The sequence below is a fragment of the Winogradskyella psychrotolerans genome, assembly GCF_018860545.1.
In the GTDB taxonomy this organism is placed as follows: domain Bacteria; phylum Bacteroidota; class Bacteroidia; order Flavobacteriales; family Flavobacteriaceae; genus Winogradskyella; species Winogradskyella psychrotolerans_A.
In genome coordinates this window covers 13,657-29,247 of sequence record NZ_JAHKPN010000044.1, presented here as the reverse complement: position 1 = coordinate 29,247, position 15,591 = coordinate 13,657, and the positions used below count along the sequence as shown (strand labels likewise).

Below are 15,591 nucleotides of genomic sequence, written 5' to 3'. Positions count from 1 at the left end.
TTTAAAAGTGTAACGTGACTATAGGTTTTGTCTATAGTGAGTTTTACTCTTTGTTTAATCTTTTGATTTCCAATTTTTCAGATAGTCTTTTTTGAATAATTGGTTCAATTAAAGTTTTGCGCTTTTCAATTTGTAAAAAAGGACTTGTTTCTAAGTCGTCTTTCATATTGTCTGCTAAATTGGGGTGCTTATTTGTTCCTAATAATACGAGTTTTTCGGTGTCAAAATCGGCTTGCTCTTTAGCTGCACTTTCTTTAATTTTACGTTGTATGGTGCCTTCTTTTAATTGGGTTAAAAAGCCTCCATTTGCTTCAATATCTTTAAAAAGAATTAATGCTTTTTGGGCTAATTGTTCCGTTAAACTTTCAATATAATAAGCTCCATCTGCTGGATTATTAACCTTGTCAAAGTAGCTTTCGTTCTTTAAAACTAGGAGTTGATTTCTAGAAATGCGCTCCCCGAATTCATTCGATTTATGAAATAAAGTGTCATAGGGTAAGTTGCAAATAAAATTGGCGCCACCAAGAATTGCACTCATACATTCCGTAGTGGTTCGTAGCATATTGACGTTATAATCGTAAATGGTTTTATTACGTTTGCTTGGCGTAGCAATAATTCTACAATCGGTATGGGCACCATATTCTGAAGCTAATGTTTCCCACAATTGACGTAAGCCTCTTATTTTTGCAATTTCAAAGAAATAATTGGAACTTGTCGCTAGGTTGAAGGTGATTTCAACGTCTCTCAGTGACGCGTCTTTACTGTTTTCAAAATGATTTAAGTATTCGTTAGCATGCGCTAAACCGTAAGCCAATTGTTGTACAATGGTTGCTCCTGCATTTTGGTATAAACTAAGGTCAATACTAAGTTGGTTGGTTGATGTTACAATCGAATCAAATTTACTGTGATCGTCGTTGAGGTTGTTGTACCAATTACCCGTTTTGGCTAGATGGCCTAAGATGTCTGTATGGATATTTACTCGAGACTCTTCGACTGCGCTCAGAGTGACATCAAGGATGTTTTCGACATAGTCTTTAGAAAGAAAATCACATTTAATATCAACACTTGTTTTAGTCAGGTCAATATCTTGAAACAAATCGTTAATGGAAACATTTTCAGATTCAATATTGAATATTAAACTTTCTGCACCGCGATTTATGGCATCTAAAGCAATGGAATTGGCGGTTTTGGCATCAATAGCAGTAATCGATTGAGAAATCTTCCAATGCGTTGCTTTACTATTTGAAATTTCTGGTAAGCTTTCAAATTCATCCGCATGATAGAATGGTTTTACATCGATGCCTTCATTGGTTTTCCAAATTAAGGTATCGTTGTAATCTGCACCTTTAAGATCGACTTGTATTTTTTGTTTCCATGCTTTTGAAGATAACGCTTCAAAGTCATTAAATAATGATTTACTCATCTTTTTTGTGTTTCGGAATACTATCTTCATATTCAATAATGAAGATATCTTCGTTAGGCTTTTTCATGTAGTAGGTTTCGCGCGCTGTACGCTCAATACCTTCATCTGTACTTAATTCTTTAATGGCTTTATTGTCTTTTGCCATTTCGTTGCGGTAGTGTTCTTTTTGGTATTCTAATTCCTTAATGTCGTTATTTAACTCATGATGAAATAACCATGAATGGGCGTCAAAAAATAACATCCAAACCACAAAAACGATAAGAACAAGGACGTAGATGTTCTTGAATGGCTTTAGATATTTAATATTGAATTTTGACATTATAAGCGTTCGTTGATTATGGTTTTAACGATATCGACAGCGACTGTATTGTATTTGTTATTTGGGATAATGATGTCAGCATACTCTTTCATGGGTTCTATAAACTGCTGATGCATTGGTTTTAAAGTAGATTGGTAACGTTGAAGTACTTCGTTGATGTCTCGACCTCGTTCTGTGATATCACGTCTTAGTCGGCGAATGAGACGTTCATCTGAATCGGCATGAACATATATTTTAATATCAAAAAGATCACGAATTTCAGCATGTGAAAGAATAAGAATTCCTTCAACAATCATTACTTTTCTAGGTTTTGTTACAATGATATCACCTGTACGATTATGTTTTACAAACGAGTACACGGGTTGATTGATGGAATTACCTTTTTTTAATTCCTTGAGGTGTTCTTCTAATAATTCGAAATCGATTGATCTTGGGTGGTCAAAATTAATTTTAACACGTTCTTCAAAACTTAGATGTGAGGTGTCTTTGTAATAAGAATCTTGCGAAATCACCCCAACTTGCCCTTCTGGCAATTCTTTTAAAATGGTATTTACAACAGTTGTTTTTCCGCAGCCTGTACCACCTGCGATTCCTATAATTAGCATATTTAGTTTGATTTATTTGACTGCTGCAAATTTAATTATTTAAGTAGAATTGAGAATTTATAATTCGGAAACTTTCTCAGGTGTCACAAAGTTGTCAATACTATTTCCCCAGCTATTATTGATGTAATTCATGACATCTGCAACTTCCTCATTTGAAAGTCCTAAAGGTGCCATCATACTGTTGTAGGTAATGCCATTGACTTTGATTTCTCCAGATAAACCAAATTTGACGGCTTTAATACTTTCCGTTTGATTGTCTCTTAGATAGTCAGAATCGGCTAATGGAGGAAATGCTCTAGGTATACCTTTACCATTTGGTAAATGACAGGTGGTGCACATATCGTTATATACCATTTTGCCACGTTCTATACTTGCTTTAAGTTTAGATTTATTTTGGCCAACAGGAGTATTATTTTGAACTGTTGCGTTGGTTTTTTTTGTGTTTGAATTACAGGACACAAATAGTAATATTAATAATCCAAGAATACTTAAATTTTTCATTTTCTAATCAATTTTACGATACCTAAATTTTCGATACCTACGTAAATATAACCATCTGGACCTTGTTCAACACATCTTACACGTCCTAAGCCATCTAGTAGGCGTTCTTCTTTAATGACTTTATTGTCTTTTAAAGTGCACATGTCTAAATATTGAAATTTCAACGAACCGACTAAGAGGTTGCCGTTCCAGTCTCCGTACTTATCACTTTTAATAAATGCCATTCCACTTGGTGCAATGGACGGATCCCAGTAATGAAGGGGTTGTTCCATACCTTCTTTTTCAGTGATATCTGTAAATTTTGTACCTACATAATTTATACCATAACTAATTACAGGCCATCCGTAATTCTTACCAGCACCTATGATATTTATTTCATCACCTCCTTTAGGGCCGTGTTCGTGAGTCCAGATTTGTCTAGAGTCTGGATGAAGTGTCATGCCTTGCGGATTTCTATGGCCATACGAGTAAATAGCTGTTTTTGCTTCAGCGTCATTAATAAAAGGGTTATCTTCTGGGATAGAACCATCATCATTTAGACGGTAAATTTTTCCGCCATCTCTTGTGATGTCTTGTGGGTTTTCATCTCTATTACCGCGTTCTCCAATGGAAAAATACAGGTAGCCAGCATCATCAAAAACTAAGCGTGATCCAAAGTGTTGTCCTTTGGTTGTATTTGGTGTAGCTTTATAGAGAACTTGTAAATTTGTTAAACTATTGTTTTCAAGTTTAGCTCTTGCAATGGCTGTATTTCCGCCAGAACTTTCACCTTCTGAAGAGGCGTAAGACAAATAGATCCATCCAGTTGTATCGTAATCAGGGTGTAGAATAATATCTAATAATCCACCTTGACCACGAACATAGATTTCTGGTAGACCTGAAATACTTGTTTTCTTGCCGTCTTTAAAATGAATAAGTTCACCAGACTTCTCAGTAATCAGCATTGAATCATCAGGAAGAAATGTAAACCCCCAAGGAATGTCCATATCAGGTACTATAACTTGGTGTGTGTTTTCTGTGTTTTTAGGATTTTTATCTTGAGCACAAGATAATGTGCATGTCAAAATTAAACCGATAACGAGACCTCTTAATTCCATAGTTTGAATGTCTTAAAACAAATTAATGTTTAAAGTTAATAAATGTTATTGGATTTTAAAGAAAATATCTATATTTGCAGTCCGAAATTGGGAATACAACTTCGGGGTGTAGCGTAGCCCGGTTATCGCGCCACGTTTGGGACGTGGAGGCCGCAGGTTCGAATCCTGCCACCCCGACTTCTTAAAAGAAAGCTCAGCATTTGCTGAGCTTTTTTTTGTTTTTAGATTGTTATTCTCGTAATTGAAAAATTATATAAGTAATCAGTGGTGATTGGATGAAATCATATTTGACATTTCAAGACTAATATTCCAAGCCTAAAAATTCATTGTCACTCAAGGTTGTAAGAAAGGCGATAAGATTTGTTTTTTCTTCTTCAGTAAGGGGAATTCTATTGTTATTATCTTTTAAAATAGGGTCGAGATTATCTGACGCTATAACCCCATTATCAAAATAATCTAGAACAGCTCTTAATGTTTCAAATTGACCAAAACTACCATAAGGTGCGGTATGTTCAATATTTCTTAAAGTCGGTACCCGAAAACTCATGTAATCTTCTATATCTCCTGTTACTCTTGCGCGTCCGGCTTCTTCGGTATTTGGATTAATTGGAAATCCTATGTTTCTAAAACTTTGATCCGTAAATAAGGCTGTACTATGGCAACTCGCACATTTTTGTTCAAAAATTAAAGCGCCTTGAGCTTCATCTGTAGTATAAGTTTCCCCTTCATTTCTTTGTATTCTATCGTATTTACTATTAGCAGAAATTAAGGTGTATTCATATTGTGCAATACTATTGTATATTCTGTCTGCTGTTACGTCTTCATCTCCATAAGCTTTTTCAAATAGGTCTTCATATTCAGGATCATTTTCAATTTTACCTATAACTTCTAAAATTGAAGAATCCATCTCTTCATGGGTAATGATAGGTACTAAGGGTTGGTTTTCTAATTGAAGTTTACTGCCGTCCCAATTATAAAAATTCATGAAAGCTAAGTTTTGAAGTGGAGGAGTATTCCTAAGACCAACGCGTCCTTCAACGCCAATGGCTAATGAATTATGGTCTGCAAAAGCGCTGGTTTGAATATGGCAACTAGAGCATGAAACCGAATTATCAATGCTAAATCTTTTTTCTGTAAATAATTTTTCGCCCAATTCAACACCATAGGTTGTGGGTATATTGTCGTAAAATGAACTGTTCAATAATGGAAAATCAGCAGGTATATTTAAGTCCAACTCAGGGTTTTCAAAAGTTGTAGGCTCATAGTTATCATCATTACTGCACGACATAATTAATACTATCATGGATAAAACAGATGCGATTTTTTTCATTTAAAAGGGCTTTAAAATCATGACAAATTAAAATAGAGTCGTCTGAAACACTATATTCAGACGACTCTAAACTAGATTAGTTTTCTATACTAATGATAGAGAACATTCCAGGACTTGTAGTGTTTGAGTCTCCTCCAATATTATCAACAAATTTCATCATTTCAGTAGCTGTGTGAGCACTTGGTGTGGCATTGTTAGTAATATCTTCTGTAGAAACTAAGGTCACTGTATAGCTATCTCCACTTAATAAATAATCAAAATCTGCTTTGATTGAAATCGTTGGTGCGCTATTTCCAACAACTGCTGTGGTTGGAAGTGTTAATGTAATATCTCTATACGCATCAACACCTTGGGTGTAATTACCTTCTTCGCCTTCTAAGGTGCTTCCCGAGTGAAAAGACAATTCTTTGTTGTCTGTATCGTAGAATCCTTCAATTTTTGTAAAGCGATATCCTGTTCCCCATTCCCAATGCATTTGTGTATCATTTGCACCTGCATTATCATAAAAATCAGGAAAGCTCACTTGGTCTAAAGTGTTTAAATCAGATCTTACTCCTAAACCAAATTTGATTTCAGAATAGTCACCAACAGGAATATCACTTAAAACATAACTTAAAGTTTCAGGATTTGATTGATTGACTACGGTAGCTCCATTGTCCAAATCATTCACGTTATATGGAATTTCTGTCCCATCGGCTTTAATTAAACGAATGTTACTAACTACGTATTTAACTTCTTGAAAGTGGTGCACTTGACCTGCATCAGATGTGTTAACAGTTGCTGAACTCGATGTCGCATCTCCAAGTATAATAGGTGTATCACCGAACGTGTTATTGAATTCTAGTGTTACACTATTTGCTACTGGGTTGTCATCTTCACTACTACAAGACATGAAAGCAACTAATACGGCTGCTGATAAAATATATTTTTTAAGATTTTTCATTTTAGATATTATGTTAATTGATATGTATGTTTTTTTAATAATAAGTATGTTTAAAGTCAGGTGCTAACATGGGAGGAGGAACTGAAATGTCTAGATAAGGTTCCTGATGGTGGAATTCTACATACCTCAATTTTATTTTATCATTAATAACGTTTGATGGTTCTAATTCAAATTCGGGATGAGAATCAAAAGCCAAATCAAAATTTTTGGTAGTCATTATTTTTTCAGAATCGCTTTGCTCAGTTTTTTGTAATTCTTTACTTAAATGACATTTCCCGTTACAGTGTAATTCGGGTTTATTGATGTTGATACAAAACTCTTTTATGATAGCTTGTTGGTTCAGTTTAAAGTGCATAATGACCACGGCTTGCTGAGAAACAACAAACAGAAATATAATAGTCATTATGTAGCTAAAAACTTTGTGCATCCGTTAAAAATTGAATTTTATAGAGGTGAAAATATTACGTCCCATTCTTGGTATATTACCCCAGTCAGCATAGGTGCTATAGTATTCATTTAATATATTTTCTGCTCCAACTTGCGCAACAGTTCTATAATCTTTAATACGGAATGTATAGTCTGCAGATAAATTCCATATCGTATATGAAGGGGTTTCATCTTCTCCGTATTCTGGACTGTAATGGATTTGTTCTAAATCTCCATTCACAGAGGTTTGAAAATTGAATTTGTTATATTTATAATGAAGTGAAGTTTGGTAGCTTAAAGGTCTAATAAACGGCAAATTATTTTCATTTTCATCTTTTCCACGAGCGTAAGTTAGAACGCCTTTCCAGTGTAAATCGTCTAAAATGGTATAGCTTGTATTTAATGAAAAATTAAATAAGGTTGAATAATCTAAAGAGGTGTAACCTTTAACACCTATCGATTGATAATTCATTGGGCTTCCTAAACTTAAAATACGACCAATGATATAATTTTCAATATAGAAATAATTCACATGGGCTTGTATGCTAAGTTTGTCATTTGAAAACCCTGCGCTGGCATTCGCTTCATACGAAATTTCATTATCAAGGTCTGGATTGCCTATATAATCATAACGATCAAAACTATTGTAAATGTAATAGCCATAGCCTTCAGAAACGGAAGGTGCTCTGTGGCCATAACCACCTCCTACTGAAAAATTGAACTTGTTAATATCTAACTGATAACCCGCGTGTAAGCTAGGTAATAGTCTTGTTTTTTCTTGAGGAGTTCCTGGGTGAAAAATCCAATTGAATTCCACATATTTAGAATGATTGTAATTGATACCTAAAGAACCGCCAAAATTCAATAGACTTTTGTCAGATATCTCCCAAGCGTTGTTGATGGAAAGCCCAGCAAAAGTTGTGGTGACTCCAGGCCAACTATAAGCAAACATCGTTCGTTCGCTTCGGTCTTGTGGATACATGCGCATTTCTGCGGTAGATAGATTATTATAAGCATTCAGCTGAATTTCTGAACTAATCTTGTTGCTTTTTAAATTAGCTTTAGATAATAATCCATAAGTCGTGCTCCAACCTGGCATGTCCATGTGCACTAGATTTTCAGGACGAGTCGTATCATCCATATAATGTTCTATAGCATTAAAATAGATTTTGGTGTCTAACGCTCTAAATAAACCCTCTTCAAATACGTGTTTATAGGTTGCTGAGGTAATTAGGGCGCGTGATAACCATAAATCCATAGGCAACGCTGGATAACCAACATCATTGGCTTGATCGTAAATCGCTTCTACTTTTACAGACGATAATTCACTTGTTTTGTACGCTAAGCCTAAAGATGCATTGAATTTTGTAAATTGCGAGTGGTTGACTTCATCGTTATTGCCGTCACTATAATTTTCTGCCTTTCGGTAGGCTAAACTTCCATCAGCAACAAATTTGTTACTAGAATAAGAGGCGTTCGCTAGGTTGAAAAACTGCTTGTTATTTAATTCAAATCCGGTTTGATAAGCTCCACTCCATGTTTTAGACAGATTGAAAGGAGTGCTTTTTCGTTTTAAATCAATACTTCCTGCAACAGTTGCACCATGCATGTTTCCTTCTTGTCCAGATTTTATATCAATCGACGCTAAATTATTACTCTCAACATACGAGGTGATAGGATCCATTTTATCGGTACACGCGCCAAACACATGCATACCATCAATAGTAATCGAAGAGCGTTCCGAGCTCATATTATTCAATAAAGGTTCCCAAGCATAAGCACCACGTTTAATAAAACTAATTTGATCTGAAGACGCTAAAAACTCATCAACTGAAACGGCCATTTTCATATCGGTTTCAATTTTCTTTTTGATGATAGTAATTAATTGAACCTCGTCTAGAGCTACAACACTATCCTTCTTAGTCTCTGTGTTTTGAGCAGTAGCGTATAGACCTACAAAAAGCAATATTATTAATGTTATGGATCTTTTCATTATTAAAATAATATATCGATATGCAATTCGCTTCTGGCTCCCTCAATGCCAGGTGTAAATTCTGTTGAGACTTCTGTACCTTTAATAATCTCTCCGTACGAATTTTGTAACCTAAAATTTAAAGTCCAATTTCCAGTCATGGTATAATTAACCACTCCATAATATAAACCATCGTCCTGTTGTGTTAGATCTTCATTATTTGGAGAGGAATGATTTCCCATGGAAGGTTCTGGCATTCTAGGGTCTAGTAATAAGGTGTAGTCTTCTACTTCTGAATATGAAAACTGTGAAGGATCTGGAAAAATGCCTGCTTCACCTGTCGGTTGATTGTATTTGTAAATGCCTGCAACCAATTCGTTTTCTGCAATTTTAGGTTTCTGAGGAGCTACTAAGGCTATAAAATAGTGTTCACCATCACTTCCTGTGAAAGCGGTCATATTTAAATTCATATTCGTTTGCGCTTCCACATTTATACTTTGGGTTACTGAATATGTTTCTCCATTATCTGAAAATGAAATATAGAGCTCCCAATATTGAGAATCATTAGTTTCACTGGTGAATACAGTATAACCAGCGTAATAATCGTCATCAATATTATATTCTAAATTATATTGATGCGGGCCAGAGGTGTGGTTACCATTATAGTTGGTCATAATAGGTAAAAACGTAACCTCTGAGCTATTCAGACTTTCATTAGTTTGTGTATTGGTGATGGTTAATTGAATAGCATTATAGCCTTTATAAAACGTTCCGTTTAAAGCATTGATACGTATTTGATAATTGCCTTCAATTATGGATACCACTTCGTCAAATTCAATATATTCAGTAACGACAGTGCTTATTTCAGATTCGTAATCTGTTTTGTCTAGGGTACAAGATGTCACTACAACACATAGTGTAGCCACAAAAAGCATGAATTTTTTCATCACTTAGGGTGTTTTAATTTTAAATAAAAACTTGGATATGTAGCTGTTTCGTCCTAACTCTTATAATTTGATGTAACTCGGTTAAACATTAAATTAATTAGAATTAAGAAGGACAAGTGCTGCCATTAAAATAGCCACATAAAATTGTCAGAAAACTCAACTGTATAGCATAGGTTTTACCATACTTGCATCATACCATGTGATGATATGACTATATGCAGTATTATGTAGCCGTGTTTGTATCGCTGGTAAGCGCTAAACAAAAGTGCTATGCAAGGAAGAGTTTGTATTTAAAATTAAACGAGTGGAGGATGAAAGATAAAATTCATAAAATCGAATTTATAAATTTTATTGTAAGTTGGTGTAATTTCAGAACCTTGTGTATTAGAGATGAAAATTACATTGTTTTCAAAAATATGTTGAAAGAATACAACTTGATGTTCTGATGACGACGAATGGTTTTTATCATTACTTTTTTCAGAATCTGAAGCTTTAGCTAATTCCTTTTTTAAATGACATTTCCCATTACAAGCTAATTGGGGCTTATCCTTATTAACGCAAAGTTCATTTTTAATATAATCATAAAAAGCAGCGTACTCCACAAATGGAATAGTAGGTTTCAAAAGCATAAATAATGCTAAAAAAAGTGTTGCTGTTTTCACTACGCAAAGGTCTTGATAATTTTTAAAATTTCCTAATGTTTTAAGATTTGAAATGATGCGTAGAAAGCTGAGTAGCTAGGGATATAAATAAGTGATTTAATGCATAAAACTATTTAATGAATTGTGATTTTTGAAATACTTAAAGCAATTTAAGTGCTGATAGAATTTAGAAAGTACTTAACGCTTTTATGAAATTATTTGATAGTATTTTAGCGTTTTAAAAAATAGTATTATAGTTATACATGAGCATCAAGATTGATAAATTCGTCCTATCTATTATTGTAATCATAATAATGGCTTACTTTTTTCCCGAATGGGGAATAGAGCGTAGTGCGATTCCATTAGATACAATTAGCGCTATAGGAATATCATTTATATTCTTTTTTTATGGTCTGAAATTAAGTCCTACACAGCTCAAAGCCGGACTCAAGAATTGGAAATTACATGTCTTAGTGCAAGGGTCAACGTTTTTACTTTTTCCGCTATTAGTTCTATTAATGCGACCGTTTCTTCAAAATGAAGCACAAGAAACGATTTGGTTGGCATTCTTTTTTTTGGCAGCATTACCATCTACCGTTTCATCATCTGTGGTGATGGTATCCATGGCAAAAGGCAATATTCCTGCAGCAATTTTTAATGCTAGTATTTCTGGAATTATAGGTATTTTAATTACTCCGCTATGGATGGGATTATTTATAGATAATACTCAAACTGATTTCGACTTTACTGATATTTACCTCAAACTCATTATTCAGATAATTGTACCTGTAATTGTGGGGCTTTTTTTACAACGTTATTGGGGTGGTTTTGCTCGTAAACACAGTAGTAAATTAACGTTATTTGATAAGTCTATTATTCTTCTCATTATCTACAAGAGTTTTGCGGCCTCGTTTTACAATGACATGTTTAGTGTGGTTTCACTTATAGATTTGCTCTTTCTTTTTGCGGGTGTCCTAGTTTTATTTGTAGTTGTTTATACGCTTATTGGTGTTTTAGCTAAAGCCTTGCGTTTAAATACAAAGGATCAAATTACAGCACAATTTTGTGGAACTAAAAAATCATTAGTTCACGGTACTGTGTTCTCTAAAATACTATTTGGAAATATGGCTACTTTGGGTATAATGTTGTTACCATTAATGTTGTTTCATGCCACACAAATTCTAATTATTAGTGTTCTGGCATCAAAAAAAGCAAATGATTAACATACAATTGTTAATGCATTTGCTTTTCTAAATATATTTAGAACCACTTAAAGTGAATTCCGGAAGCGACTACGGCTCCCACTAATACGATAAGGATGAGTATTATAAATTTCGCTCCAAATTTAGTTTTAGCATCTTTTTGAAAAACGTAATCTCTTCGTTCTTCTTCCTCTTCTTTTACAAATTTCATAATTTCTTTATTTTATTTATTAATATATACTGTTTTAATATTTACGAAGGCCAACATACCTTCCTTAGATAATTCACGTCCAAAACCTGAAATTTTAGTACCACCAAATGGTAGTCTTGGGTCTGATTTTACCATTTCATTGATAAAAAAGCCTCCGTCTTCAATTTCTGATATGCGTTCTGTTGCTGCGTTGTAATTAGAAGTAAAAACCATGGTGCCTAAACCAAATCTTGAATTTGCGGCAATTTTATAAGCTTCATCTTCAGTTTCGACTTTAATAACAGCAGCAACAGGTCCGAAGGTTTCTTCTTTAAACACTGGCATTTCTGCTGTGACGTCAGTTAAAATGGTGGGTTGGAAATAGGCTCCGTCTCTTTGATTACCAAATTTTACTTGAGCGCCTAAATCGATCGATTTTTGCACTTGGTTTTCTAAATCTTCAGCTAAGTCTTCACGAGCTAAACACGATACGGTGGTCTCTTCCTCTAATGGATTTCCATAATTTAAGGTTTCAACTTTTGAGGTAAATTTGGTTATAAACTCTTCATAGATCGCGTCGACGACAATAAAACGTTTGGCAGCGATACAACTTTGACCAGAATTTTGCATTCGAGCTTTAACCATGGTGTCGATGTATTGATCTAAATCCGCATCTTCTAATATAATACAGGCATTATTTCCACCCAATTCTAAAAGCGATGGTTTTAAGTTTTTACCAGCAAGCTCAGCAATTTTACGTCCTGCGTTCTCACTTCCTGTTAAAGACACTGCTTTTACAATGTCATTGGCCATAAGCTCTTCAATAGTTTCATGATCCGTAATTAATGTTTGAAAACAACCTTTGGGGAATCCTGCATCAAGAAATAATTTTTCAATTGCAATCGCGCAACCTGTAACATTCGAAGCGTGCTTCAGTAAGGCTACATTTCCAGCGGTAAGCGTTGGAATAGCAAAACGAAATACTTGCCAAAATGGATAATTCCAAGGCATAATAGCGAGGATGCATCCTAAAGGATCATAACTGATAAAACTCTCATGTGCATCGGTTTCTATAATATCATCTTGTAAAAACTGTTCTGCATTTTTGATGTAGAAATCTATGAGATAGACACATTTTTCAATTTCAGCTTCACTTTCAAGAATAGGTTTACCCATTTCTTCGGTCATCAATGTGCTGAGCCCTTGTTTATTTTTATAGATTTCATCTGCTAAATTTTGAAGTAAACCTGTACGGTCTTCAATTTCAAATTGTTTCCAAGTATTGAAAGTGCTGTCCGCTAAGTTTAATTTTTCGTCTATTACGGATTTGGAATCTTTCGTATACGTTTCGAGATGATTTCCATTATAAGGATTGTATGTTTTTATACTTGTTTTCATGTTATCTTAGGTCTTTTCAAATTTAAATTTATTCCATATTTGAGGTTAATTCTATTACAAAAATGTTTAACGCTAATCCTAAATAGCATTACAGCTAATATCACTTTCTAAAGAGTTAAGCTATGGCGGGTGTTGCATTTATCTTTGTAACACAGCAACGTGCTGAACATTAAAATTAACATAAAAACATAACATCATGAGTAATAACGGAAATACAGTATTAGGAATATTAGCAGGAACAGCAGTGGGAGCTGTACTAGGCATCTTGTTTGCACCAGATAAAGGTAGTGTAACACGACAAAGAATAGCTGATGAAGCTGCAACGAAAAGAGATTTAATGGCTGAAAAGGCTTCTGAATTAAGAGATTCCTTAGGGAACACAATTTCTTCTCAAAAAGAAAATTTAGATCATCAAGTAGAAGCCATTGTATCTAATGCAAGTTACAAAGCAGAAGATGTGATTACTACGCTTGAATCACGATTGAAAGATTTAAAAGCTAAGAATAAAAATTTACAGAAAAAAGCCTAATCCATGAGTGTATTTAACGACATAAATCACACTGCAGAAAAAGCTTCTCAAATTGGTGAGCGCTATATAAGAGCGTCTCACCAATATTTTAGATTGAAAATTTTTCAACAACTAACGCTATCGTTAAGTTTAGTAACGAAGGTGTTAGCCGTGGGAAGTCTCTTCTTTGCAGGATTTGTTTTTCTCTCTATCGCTGGTGCTCTAGAACTTGGTAATTGGGCTGGTAGTCATGCTCTTGGGTTCTTATTGGTTGGGTTGATTTACGTTGTGCTTTCAATACTCATCTATTTACTGCGCTCTAAATTGAACGCGTACATTATAAAAAAAGTAGGACCTAAATTCTTTAATTAATATGGAGACTTATAAAACATTTGAAGATATAGATAACGATCTAAAGCGTTTTAAGTTAGAGCGTGATATTGCATGGGAAGAACTGAAAATGACAAAACATGAATTTAAGGAAGATTTACAGCCCTTAAATTGGGTGAATTCTGCTTTAAAATTAACTGGAAAATACAGTTTTATAGCCTTAATTAAGAAATGGATATTTAAAAAGTAAGATGATCTACGATGACTTTGTTAACGATGAACGTTTTTAATGCTAAAAAATACGTCTTGTGATACTTACAATTTGGTAACGCAGTCAATTTAAAATAGTTTAACCCAGTATTAAGTATATCTACTATAATATCAGCAACTTCAACTAAAACAATACTATTATGAACATATATGAAGCCATAAGACACGACCATGATATTCAACGCAATTTGTTGGATAAATTAGTGGAGACATCTGGAGATACCAAAACACGAAGTGATTTATTTAAAGAATTACGCAAAGAATTAACGATACATGCGAACGCTGAAGAGCGCCATTTTTATAAGCCTTTAATTCCATCAGATATGATGCAAGACCACGCTAGGCATGGAATTGCTGAACATCATGAAATTGATGAGCTTATTGAAAAGTTAGAAGAAACAGAAATGGATTCTTCGGCTTGGTTAAAAGTGGCTAAAGATTTAAAACATAAAGTAGAGCACCATTTAGAAGATGAAGAGCACTCGTTTTTTCAATTATCTGGAAAGGTGTTTAATGACAAAGAGAAGGAAACACTCGCCACAAAATATACTGCTTATATGAAAGCGCATCGATAAAAATATAGATAGAAAAAGAAAAATTAAATCACGGATTAAAGCTGCCCTTTAACATTTTAGAGGGTAGCTTTTTCTTTTGTATTGTGGTTATATGAGTGATAATTTGTGTTGGTTTAACCTTTTCTTATCTTAATGTATGTTAAGTTTTATAGCGGTATTTAATAGCGTTAATGTCTCTGTTATTTGAATTAATCTATCCTTATAAAGTTAATTACTTTTGAGTATCAATAAGTGCTATGAGTAGTACTAATGATGTAAATAGGTAAGCATCTTAATAGCAAAGTTACCTTAAACTAAATAGAAAACACAATGGAAACATACACAGAACAAGTAGGAAATAAGTTAAATGGTTTATTAGAGAAAAATTACGATGCAGAAAAAGGATATGCAAAAGCTGCTGAGAATACAGAGCACTCAGGGCTGAGTAGTTTTTTTAACCGTAAATCACAAGAACGTAGAATGTTTGGACACGATTTGAAATCAGAGATTAAAGCCTTTGGACAAGGTGTAGATAAAGGTGGAAGTTTTACAGGTTCAGCTCATAGAACTTGGATGGATGTTAAGGCTCTATTTTCAGCAGATAATGAAGAGTCTATGTTAGAAGAAGCCATTAGAGGTGAAAAAGCATCTGTAAATGAATACGATGAAGTATTGCAAGAAGCAAGTTTACCAAGCAGTACGAAATCAATTTTATTATCTCAAAAGAATCAGATTCAGACGGATTTATCTAAGGTAAAATCTTTAGAAAATTTGAAATAAAACTGATATAAATTCAGTTGAAATATAACGAGAGTGTATTCCATGTTTTGGAATACACTCTTTGTATTTATACTAGACTGTAGGTATTAGTAATACGGTTAAAATCAACAGCGTATGAGCAAAGCTAACGTCTAATTATAAGCCATCTTTGTAGT

At 34.0% G+C, this 15,591-nt stretch carries 19 protein-coding genes and 1 tRNA gene; 7 read left to right on the top strand and 13 right to left on the bottom strand.

Annotated elements, in window-relative coordinates; genetic code table 11:
- Window positions 1–43: 43 nt before the first annotated feature.
- From KO515_RS14785 to KO515_RS14765, 5 genes are read right to left on the bottom strand one after another with little or no spacing between them, the layout of a single operon-like run.
- Window positions 44–1,423 carry a methylmalonyl-CoA mutase subunit beta gene (locus KO515_RS14785; protein WP_215937111.1) on the bottom strand — a complete coding sequence of 460 codons (1,380 nt, stop codon included), beginning with the start codon at window positions 1,421–1,423 and terminating at the stop codon, window positions 44–46.
- Window positions 1,416–1,742 (bottom strand): FtsB family cell division protein, encoded by a 327-nt coding sequence (locus tag KO515_RS14780; protein ID WP_215937110.1) that lies wholly within the window; start codon window positions 1,740–1,742, stop codon window positions 1,416–1,418. The genes KO515_RS14785 and KO515_RS14780 overlap by 8 nt, the downstream gene beginning before the upstream one ends.
- The gene (gene udk / locus KO515_RS14775; RefSeq protein ID WP_178984805.1) at window positions 1,742–2,347 is read right to left on the bottom strand and encodes a uridine kinase; all 606 of its coding nucleotides are present in this window, start codon (window positions 2,345–2,347) and stop codon (window positions 1,742–1,744) included. Before udk ends, KO515_RS14780 begins: the two co-directional genes overlap by 1 nt.
- A 57-nt stretch (window positions 2,348–2,404) precedes the next feature.
- Window positions 2,405–2,848: a c-type cytochrome gene (locus KO515_RS14770; protein WP_215937109.1), complete on the bottom strand. Its 444-nt coding sequence runs from the start codon at window positions 2,846–2,848 to the stop codon at window positions 2,405–2,407.
- On the bottom strand, window positions 2,845–3,945 hold the full coding sequence (locus KO515_RS14765; RefSeq protein WP_215937108.1) for a PQQ-dependent sugar dehydrogenase: 1,101 nt from the start codon (window positions 3,943–3,945) through the stop codon (window positions 2,845–2,847). Before KO515_RS14765 ends, KO515_RS14770 begins: the two co-directional genes overlap by 4 nt.
- A gap of 102 nt (window positions 3,946–4,047) precedes the next feature.
- Here KO515_RS14765 and KO515_RS14760 point away from each other — a divergent pair.
- Window positions 4,048–4,122, top strand: a tRNA-Pro gene (locus KO515_RS14760).
- Window positions 4,123–4,246: 124 nt separating this feature from the next.
- On the opposite strand, the gene KO515_RS14755 is transcribed toward KO515_RS14760, so the two are convergent.
- The 6 genes from KO515_RS14755 to KO515_RS14730 form a co-directional block, all read right to left on the bottom strand.
- Window positions 4,247–5,275 carry a cytochrome-c peroxidase gene (locus KO515_RS14755; RefSeq protein ID WP_215937107.1) on the bottom strand — a complete coding sequence of 343 codons (1,029 nt, stop codon included), beginning with the start codon at window positions 5,273–5,275 and terminating at the stop codon, window positions 4,247–4,249.
- A 76-nt stretch (window positions 5,276–5,351) separates the two neighbouring features.
- The gene (locus KO515_RS14750) at window positions 5,352–6,218 is read right to left on the bottom strand and encodes an MbnP family protein (RefSeq protein WP_215937106.1); all 867 of its coding nucleotides are present in this window, start codon (window positions 6,216–6,218) and stop codon (window positions 5,352–5,354) included.
- A gap of 34 nt (window positions 6,219–6,252) precedes the next feature.
- Window positions 6,253–6,621: a hypothetical protein gene (locus KO515_RS14745; RefSeq protein WP_215937105.1), complete on the bottom strand. Its 369-nt coding sequence runs from the start codon at window positions 6,619–6,621 to the stop codon at window positions 6,253–6,255.
- A 27-nt stretch (window positions 6,622–6,648) separates the two neighbouring features.
- Window positions 6,649–8,637: a TonB-dependent receptor plug domain-containing protein gene (locus tag KO515_RS14740; RefSeq protein WP_215937104.1), complete on the bottom strand. Its 1,989-nt coding sequence runs from the start codon at window positions 8,635–8,637 to the stop codon at window positions 6,649–6,651.
- A gap of 2 nt (window positions 8,638–8,639) precedes the next feature.
- Window positions 8,640–9,563, bottom strand: coding sequence for a FixH family protein (locus KO515_RS14735; RefSeq protein WP_215937103.1), 924 nt, complete (start codon window positions 9,561–9,563; stop codon window positions 8,640–8,642).
- A 296-nt stretch (window positions 9,564–9,859) separates the two neighbouring features.
- Entirely contained in the window at window positions 9,860–10,225 is a 366-nt protein-coding gene (locus KO515_RS14730) for a hypothetical protein (protein WP_215937102.1), read from the bottom strand.
- Between the two features lie 242 nt (window positions 10,226–10,467).
- On the opposite strand from KO515_RS14730, the gene KO515_RS14725 reads away from it, so the two are divergent.
- On the top strand, window positions 10,468–11,427 hold the full coding sequence (locus KO515_RS14725) for a bile acid:sodium symporter family protein (RefSeq protein WP_215937101.1): 960 nt from the start codon (window positions 10,468–10,470) through the stop codon (window positions 11,425–11,427).
- 37 nt (window positions 11,428–11,464) lie between these two features.
- On the opposite strand, the gene KO515_RS14720 is transcribed toward KO515_RS14725, so the two are convergent.
- Window positions 11,465–11,617 (bottom strand): hypothetical protein, encoded by a 153-nt coding sequence (locus KO515_RS14720; RefSeq protein ID WP_215937100.1) that lies wholly within the window; start codon window positions 11,615–11,617, stop codon window positions 11,465–11,467.
- A 12-nt stretch (window positions 11,618–11,629) separates the two neighbouring features.
- Window positions 11,630–12,994, bottom strand: coding sequence for an NAD-dependent succinate-semialdehyde dehydrogenase (locus KO515_RS14715; protein ID WP_215937099.1), 1,365 nt, complete (start codon window positions 12,992–12,994; stop codon window positions 11,630–11,632).
- 196 nt (window positions 12,995–13,190) lie between these two features.
- On the opposite strand from KO515_RS14715, the gene KO515_RS14710 reads away from it, so the two are divergent.
- The 5 genes from KO515_RS14710 (at window position 13,191) to KO515_RS14690 (ending at window position 15,436) form a co-directional block, all read left to right on the top strand.
- Complete coding sequence (locus tag KO515_RS14710; RefSeq protein WP_215937098.1) at window positions 13,191–13,523, top strand: YtxH domain-containing protein; 333 nt, start codon at window positions 13,191–13,193, stop codon at window positions 13,521–13,523.
- 3 nt (window positions 13,524–13,526) lie between these two features.
- On the top strand, window positions 13,527–13,874 hold the full coding sequence (locus tag KO515_RS14705) for a hypothetical protein (RefSeq protein WP_215937097.1): 348 nt from the start codon (window positions 13,527–13,529) through the stop codon (window positions 13,872–13,874).
- Between the two features lies 1 nt (window position 13,875).
- Entirely contained in the window at window positions 13,876–14,082 is a 207-nt protein-coding gene (locus KO515_RS14700; RefSeq protein ID WP_215937096.1) for a DUF6327 family protein, read from the top strand.
- A 160-nt stretch (window positions 14,083–14,242) separates the two neighbouring features.
- Window positions 14,243–14,677 (top strand): hemerythrin domain-containing protein, encoded by a 435-nt coding sequence (locus tag KO515_RS14695; RefSeq protein ID WP_215937095.1) that lies wholly within the window; start codon window positions 14,243–14,245, stop codon window positions 14,675–14,677.
- 309 nt (window positions 14,678–14,986) lie between these two features.
- Window positions 14,987–15,436, top strand: coding sequence for a ferritin-like domain-containing protein (locus KO515_RS14690; protein ID WP_215937094.1), 450 nt, complete (start codon window positions 14,987–14,989; stop codon window positions 15,434–15,436).
- The last annotated feature ends 155 nt before the right edge of the window (window positions 15,437–15,591 follow it).

Coding starts and splice junctions, on each gene's coding strand:
- KO515_RS14785 (WP_215937111.1), bottom strand. CDS start 1,423: ATGAGTAAATCATTATTTAATGACTTTGAAGCGTTATCTTCAAAAGCA.
- KO515_RS14780 (WP_215937110.1), bottom strand. CDS start 1,742: ATGTCAAAATTCAATATTAAATATCTAAAGCCATTCAAGAACATCTAC.
- udk (WP_178984805.1), bottom strand. CDS start 2,347: ATGCTAATTATAGGAATCGCAGGTGGTACAGGCTGCGGAAAAACAACT.
- KO515_RS14770 (WP_215937109.1), bottom strand. CDS start 2,848: ATGAAAAATTTAAGTATTCTTGGATTATTAATATTACTATTTGTGTCC.
- KO515_RS14765 (WP_215937108.1), bottom strand. CDS start 3,945: ATGGAATTAAGAGGTCTCGTTATCGGTTTAATTTTGACATGCACATTA.
- KO515_RS14755 (WP_215937107.1), bottom strand. CDS start 5,275: ATGAAAAAAATCGCATCTGTTTTATCCATGATAGTATTAATTATGTCG.
- KO515_RS14750 (WP_215937106.1), bottom strand. CDS start 6,218: ATGAAAAATCTTAAAAAATATATTTTATCAGCAGCCGTATTAGTTGCT.
- KO515_RS14745 (WP_215937105.1), bottom strand. CDS start 6,621: ATGACTATTATATTTCTGTTTGTTGTTTCTCAGCAAGCCGTGGTCATT.
- KO515_RS14740 (WP_215937104.1), bottom strand. CDS start 8,637: ATGAAAAGATCCATAACATTAATAATATTGCTTTTTGTAGGTCTATAC.
- KO515_RS14735 (WP_215937103.1), bottom strand. CDS start 9,563: ATGAAAAAATTCATGCTTTTTGTGGCTACACTATGTGTTGTAGTGACA.
- KO515_RS14725 (WP_215937101.1), top strand. CDS start 10,468: ATGAGCATCAAGATTGATAAATTCGTCCTATCTATTATTGTAATCATA.
- KO515_RS14720 (WP_215937100.1), bottom strand. CDS start 11,617: ATGAAATTTGTAAAAGAAGAGGAAGAAGAACGAAGAGATTACGTTTTT.
- KO515_RS14715 (WP_215937099.1), bottom strand. CDS start 12,994: ATGAAAACAAGTATAAAAACATACAATCCTTATAATGGAAATCATCTC.
- KO515_RS14710 (WP_215937098.1), top strand. CDS start 13,191: ATGAGTAATAACGGAAATACAGTATTAGGAATATTAGCAGGAACAGCA.
- KO515_RS14705 (WP_215937097.1), top strand. CDS start 13,527: ATGAGTGTATTTAACGACATAAATCACACTGCAGAAAAAGCTTCTCAA.
- KO515_RS14700 (WP_215937096.1), top strand. CDS start 13,876: ATGGAGACTTATAAAACATTTGAAGATATAGATAACGATCTAAAGCGT.
- KO515_RS14695 (WP_215937095.1), top strand. CDS start 14,243: ATGAACATATATGAAGCCATAAGACACGACCATGATATTCAACGCAAT.
- KO515_RS14690 (WP_215937094.1), top strand. CDS start 14,987: ATGGAAACATACACAGAACAAGTAGGAAATAAGTTAAATGGTTTATTA.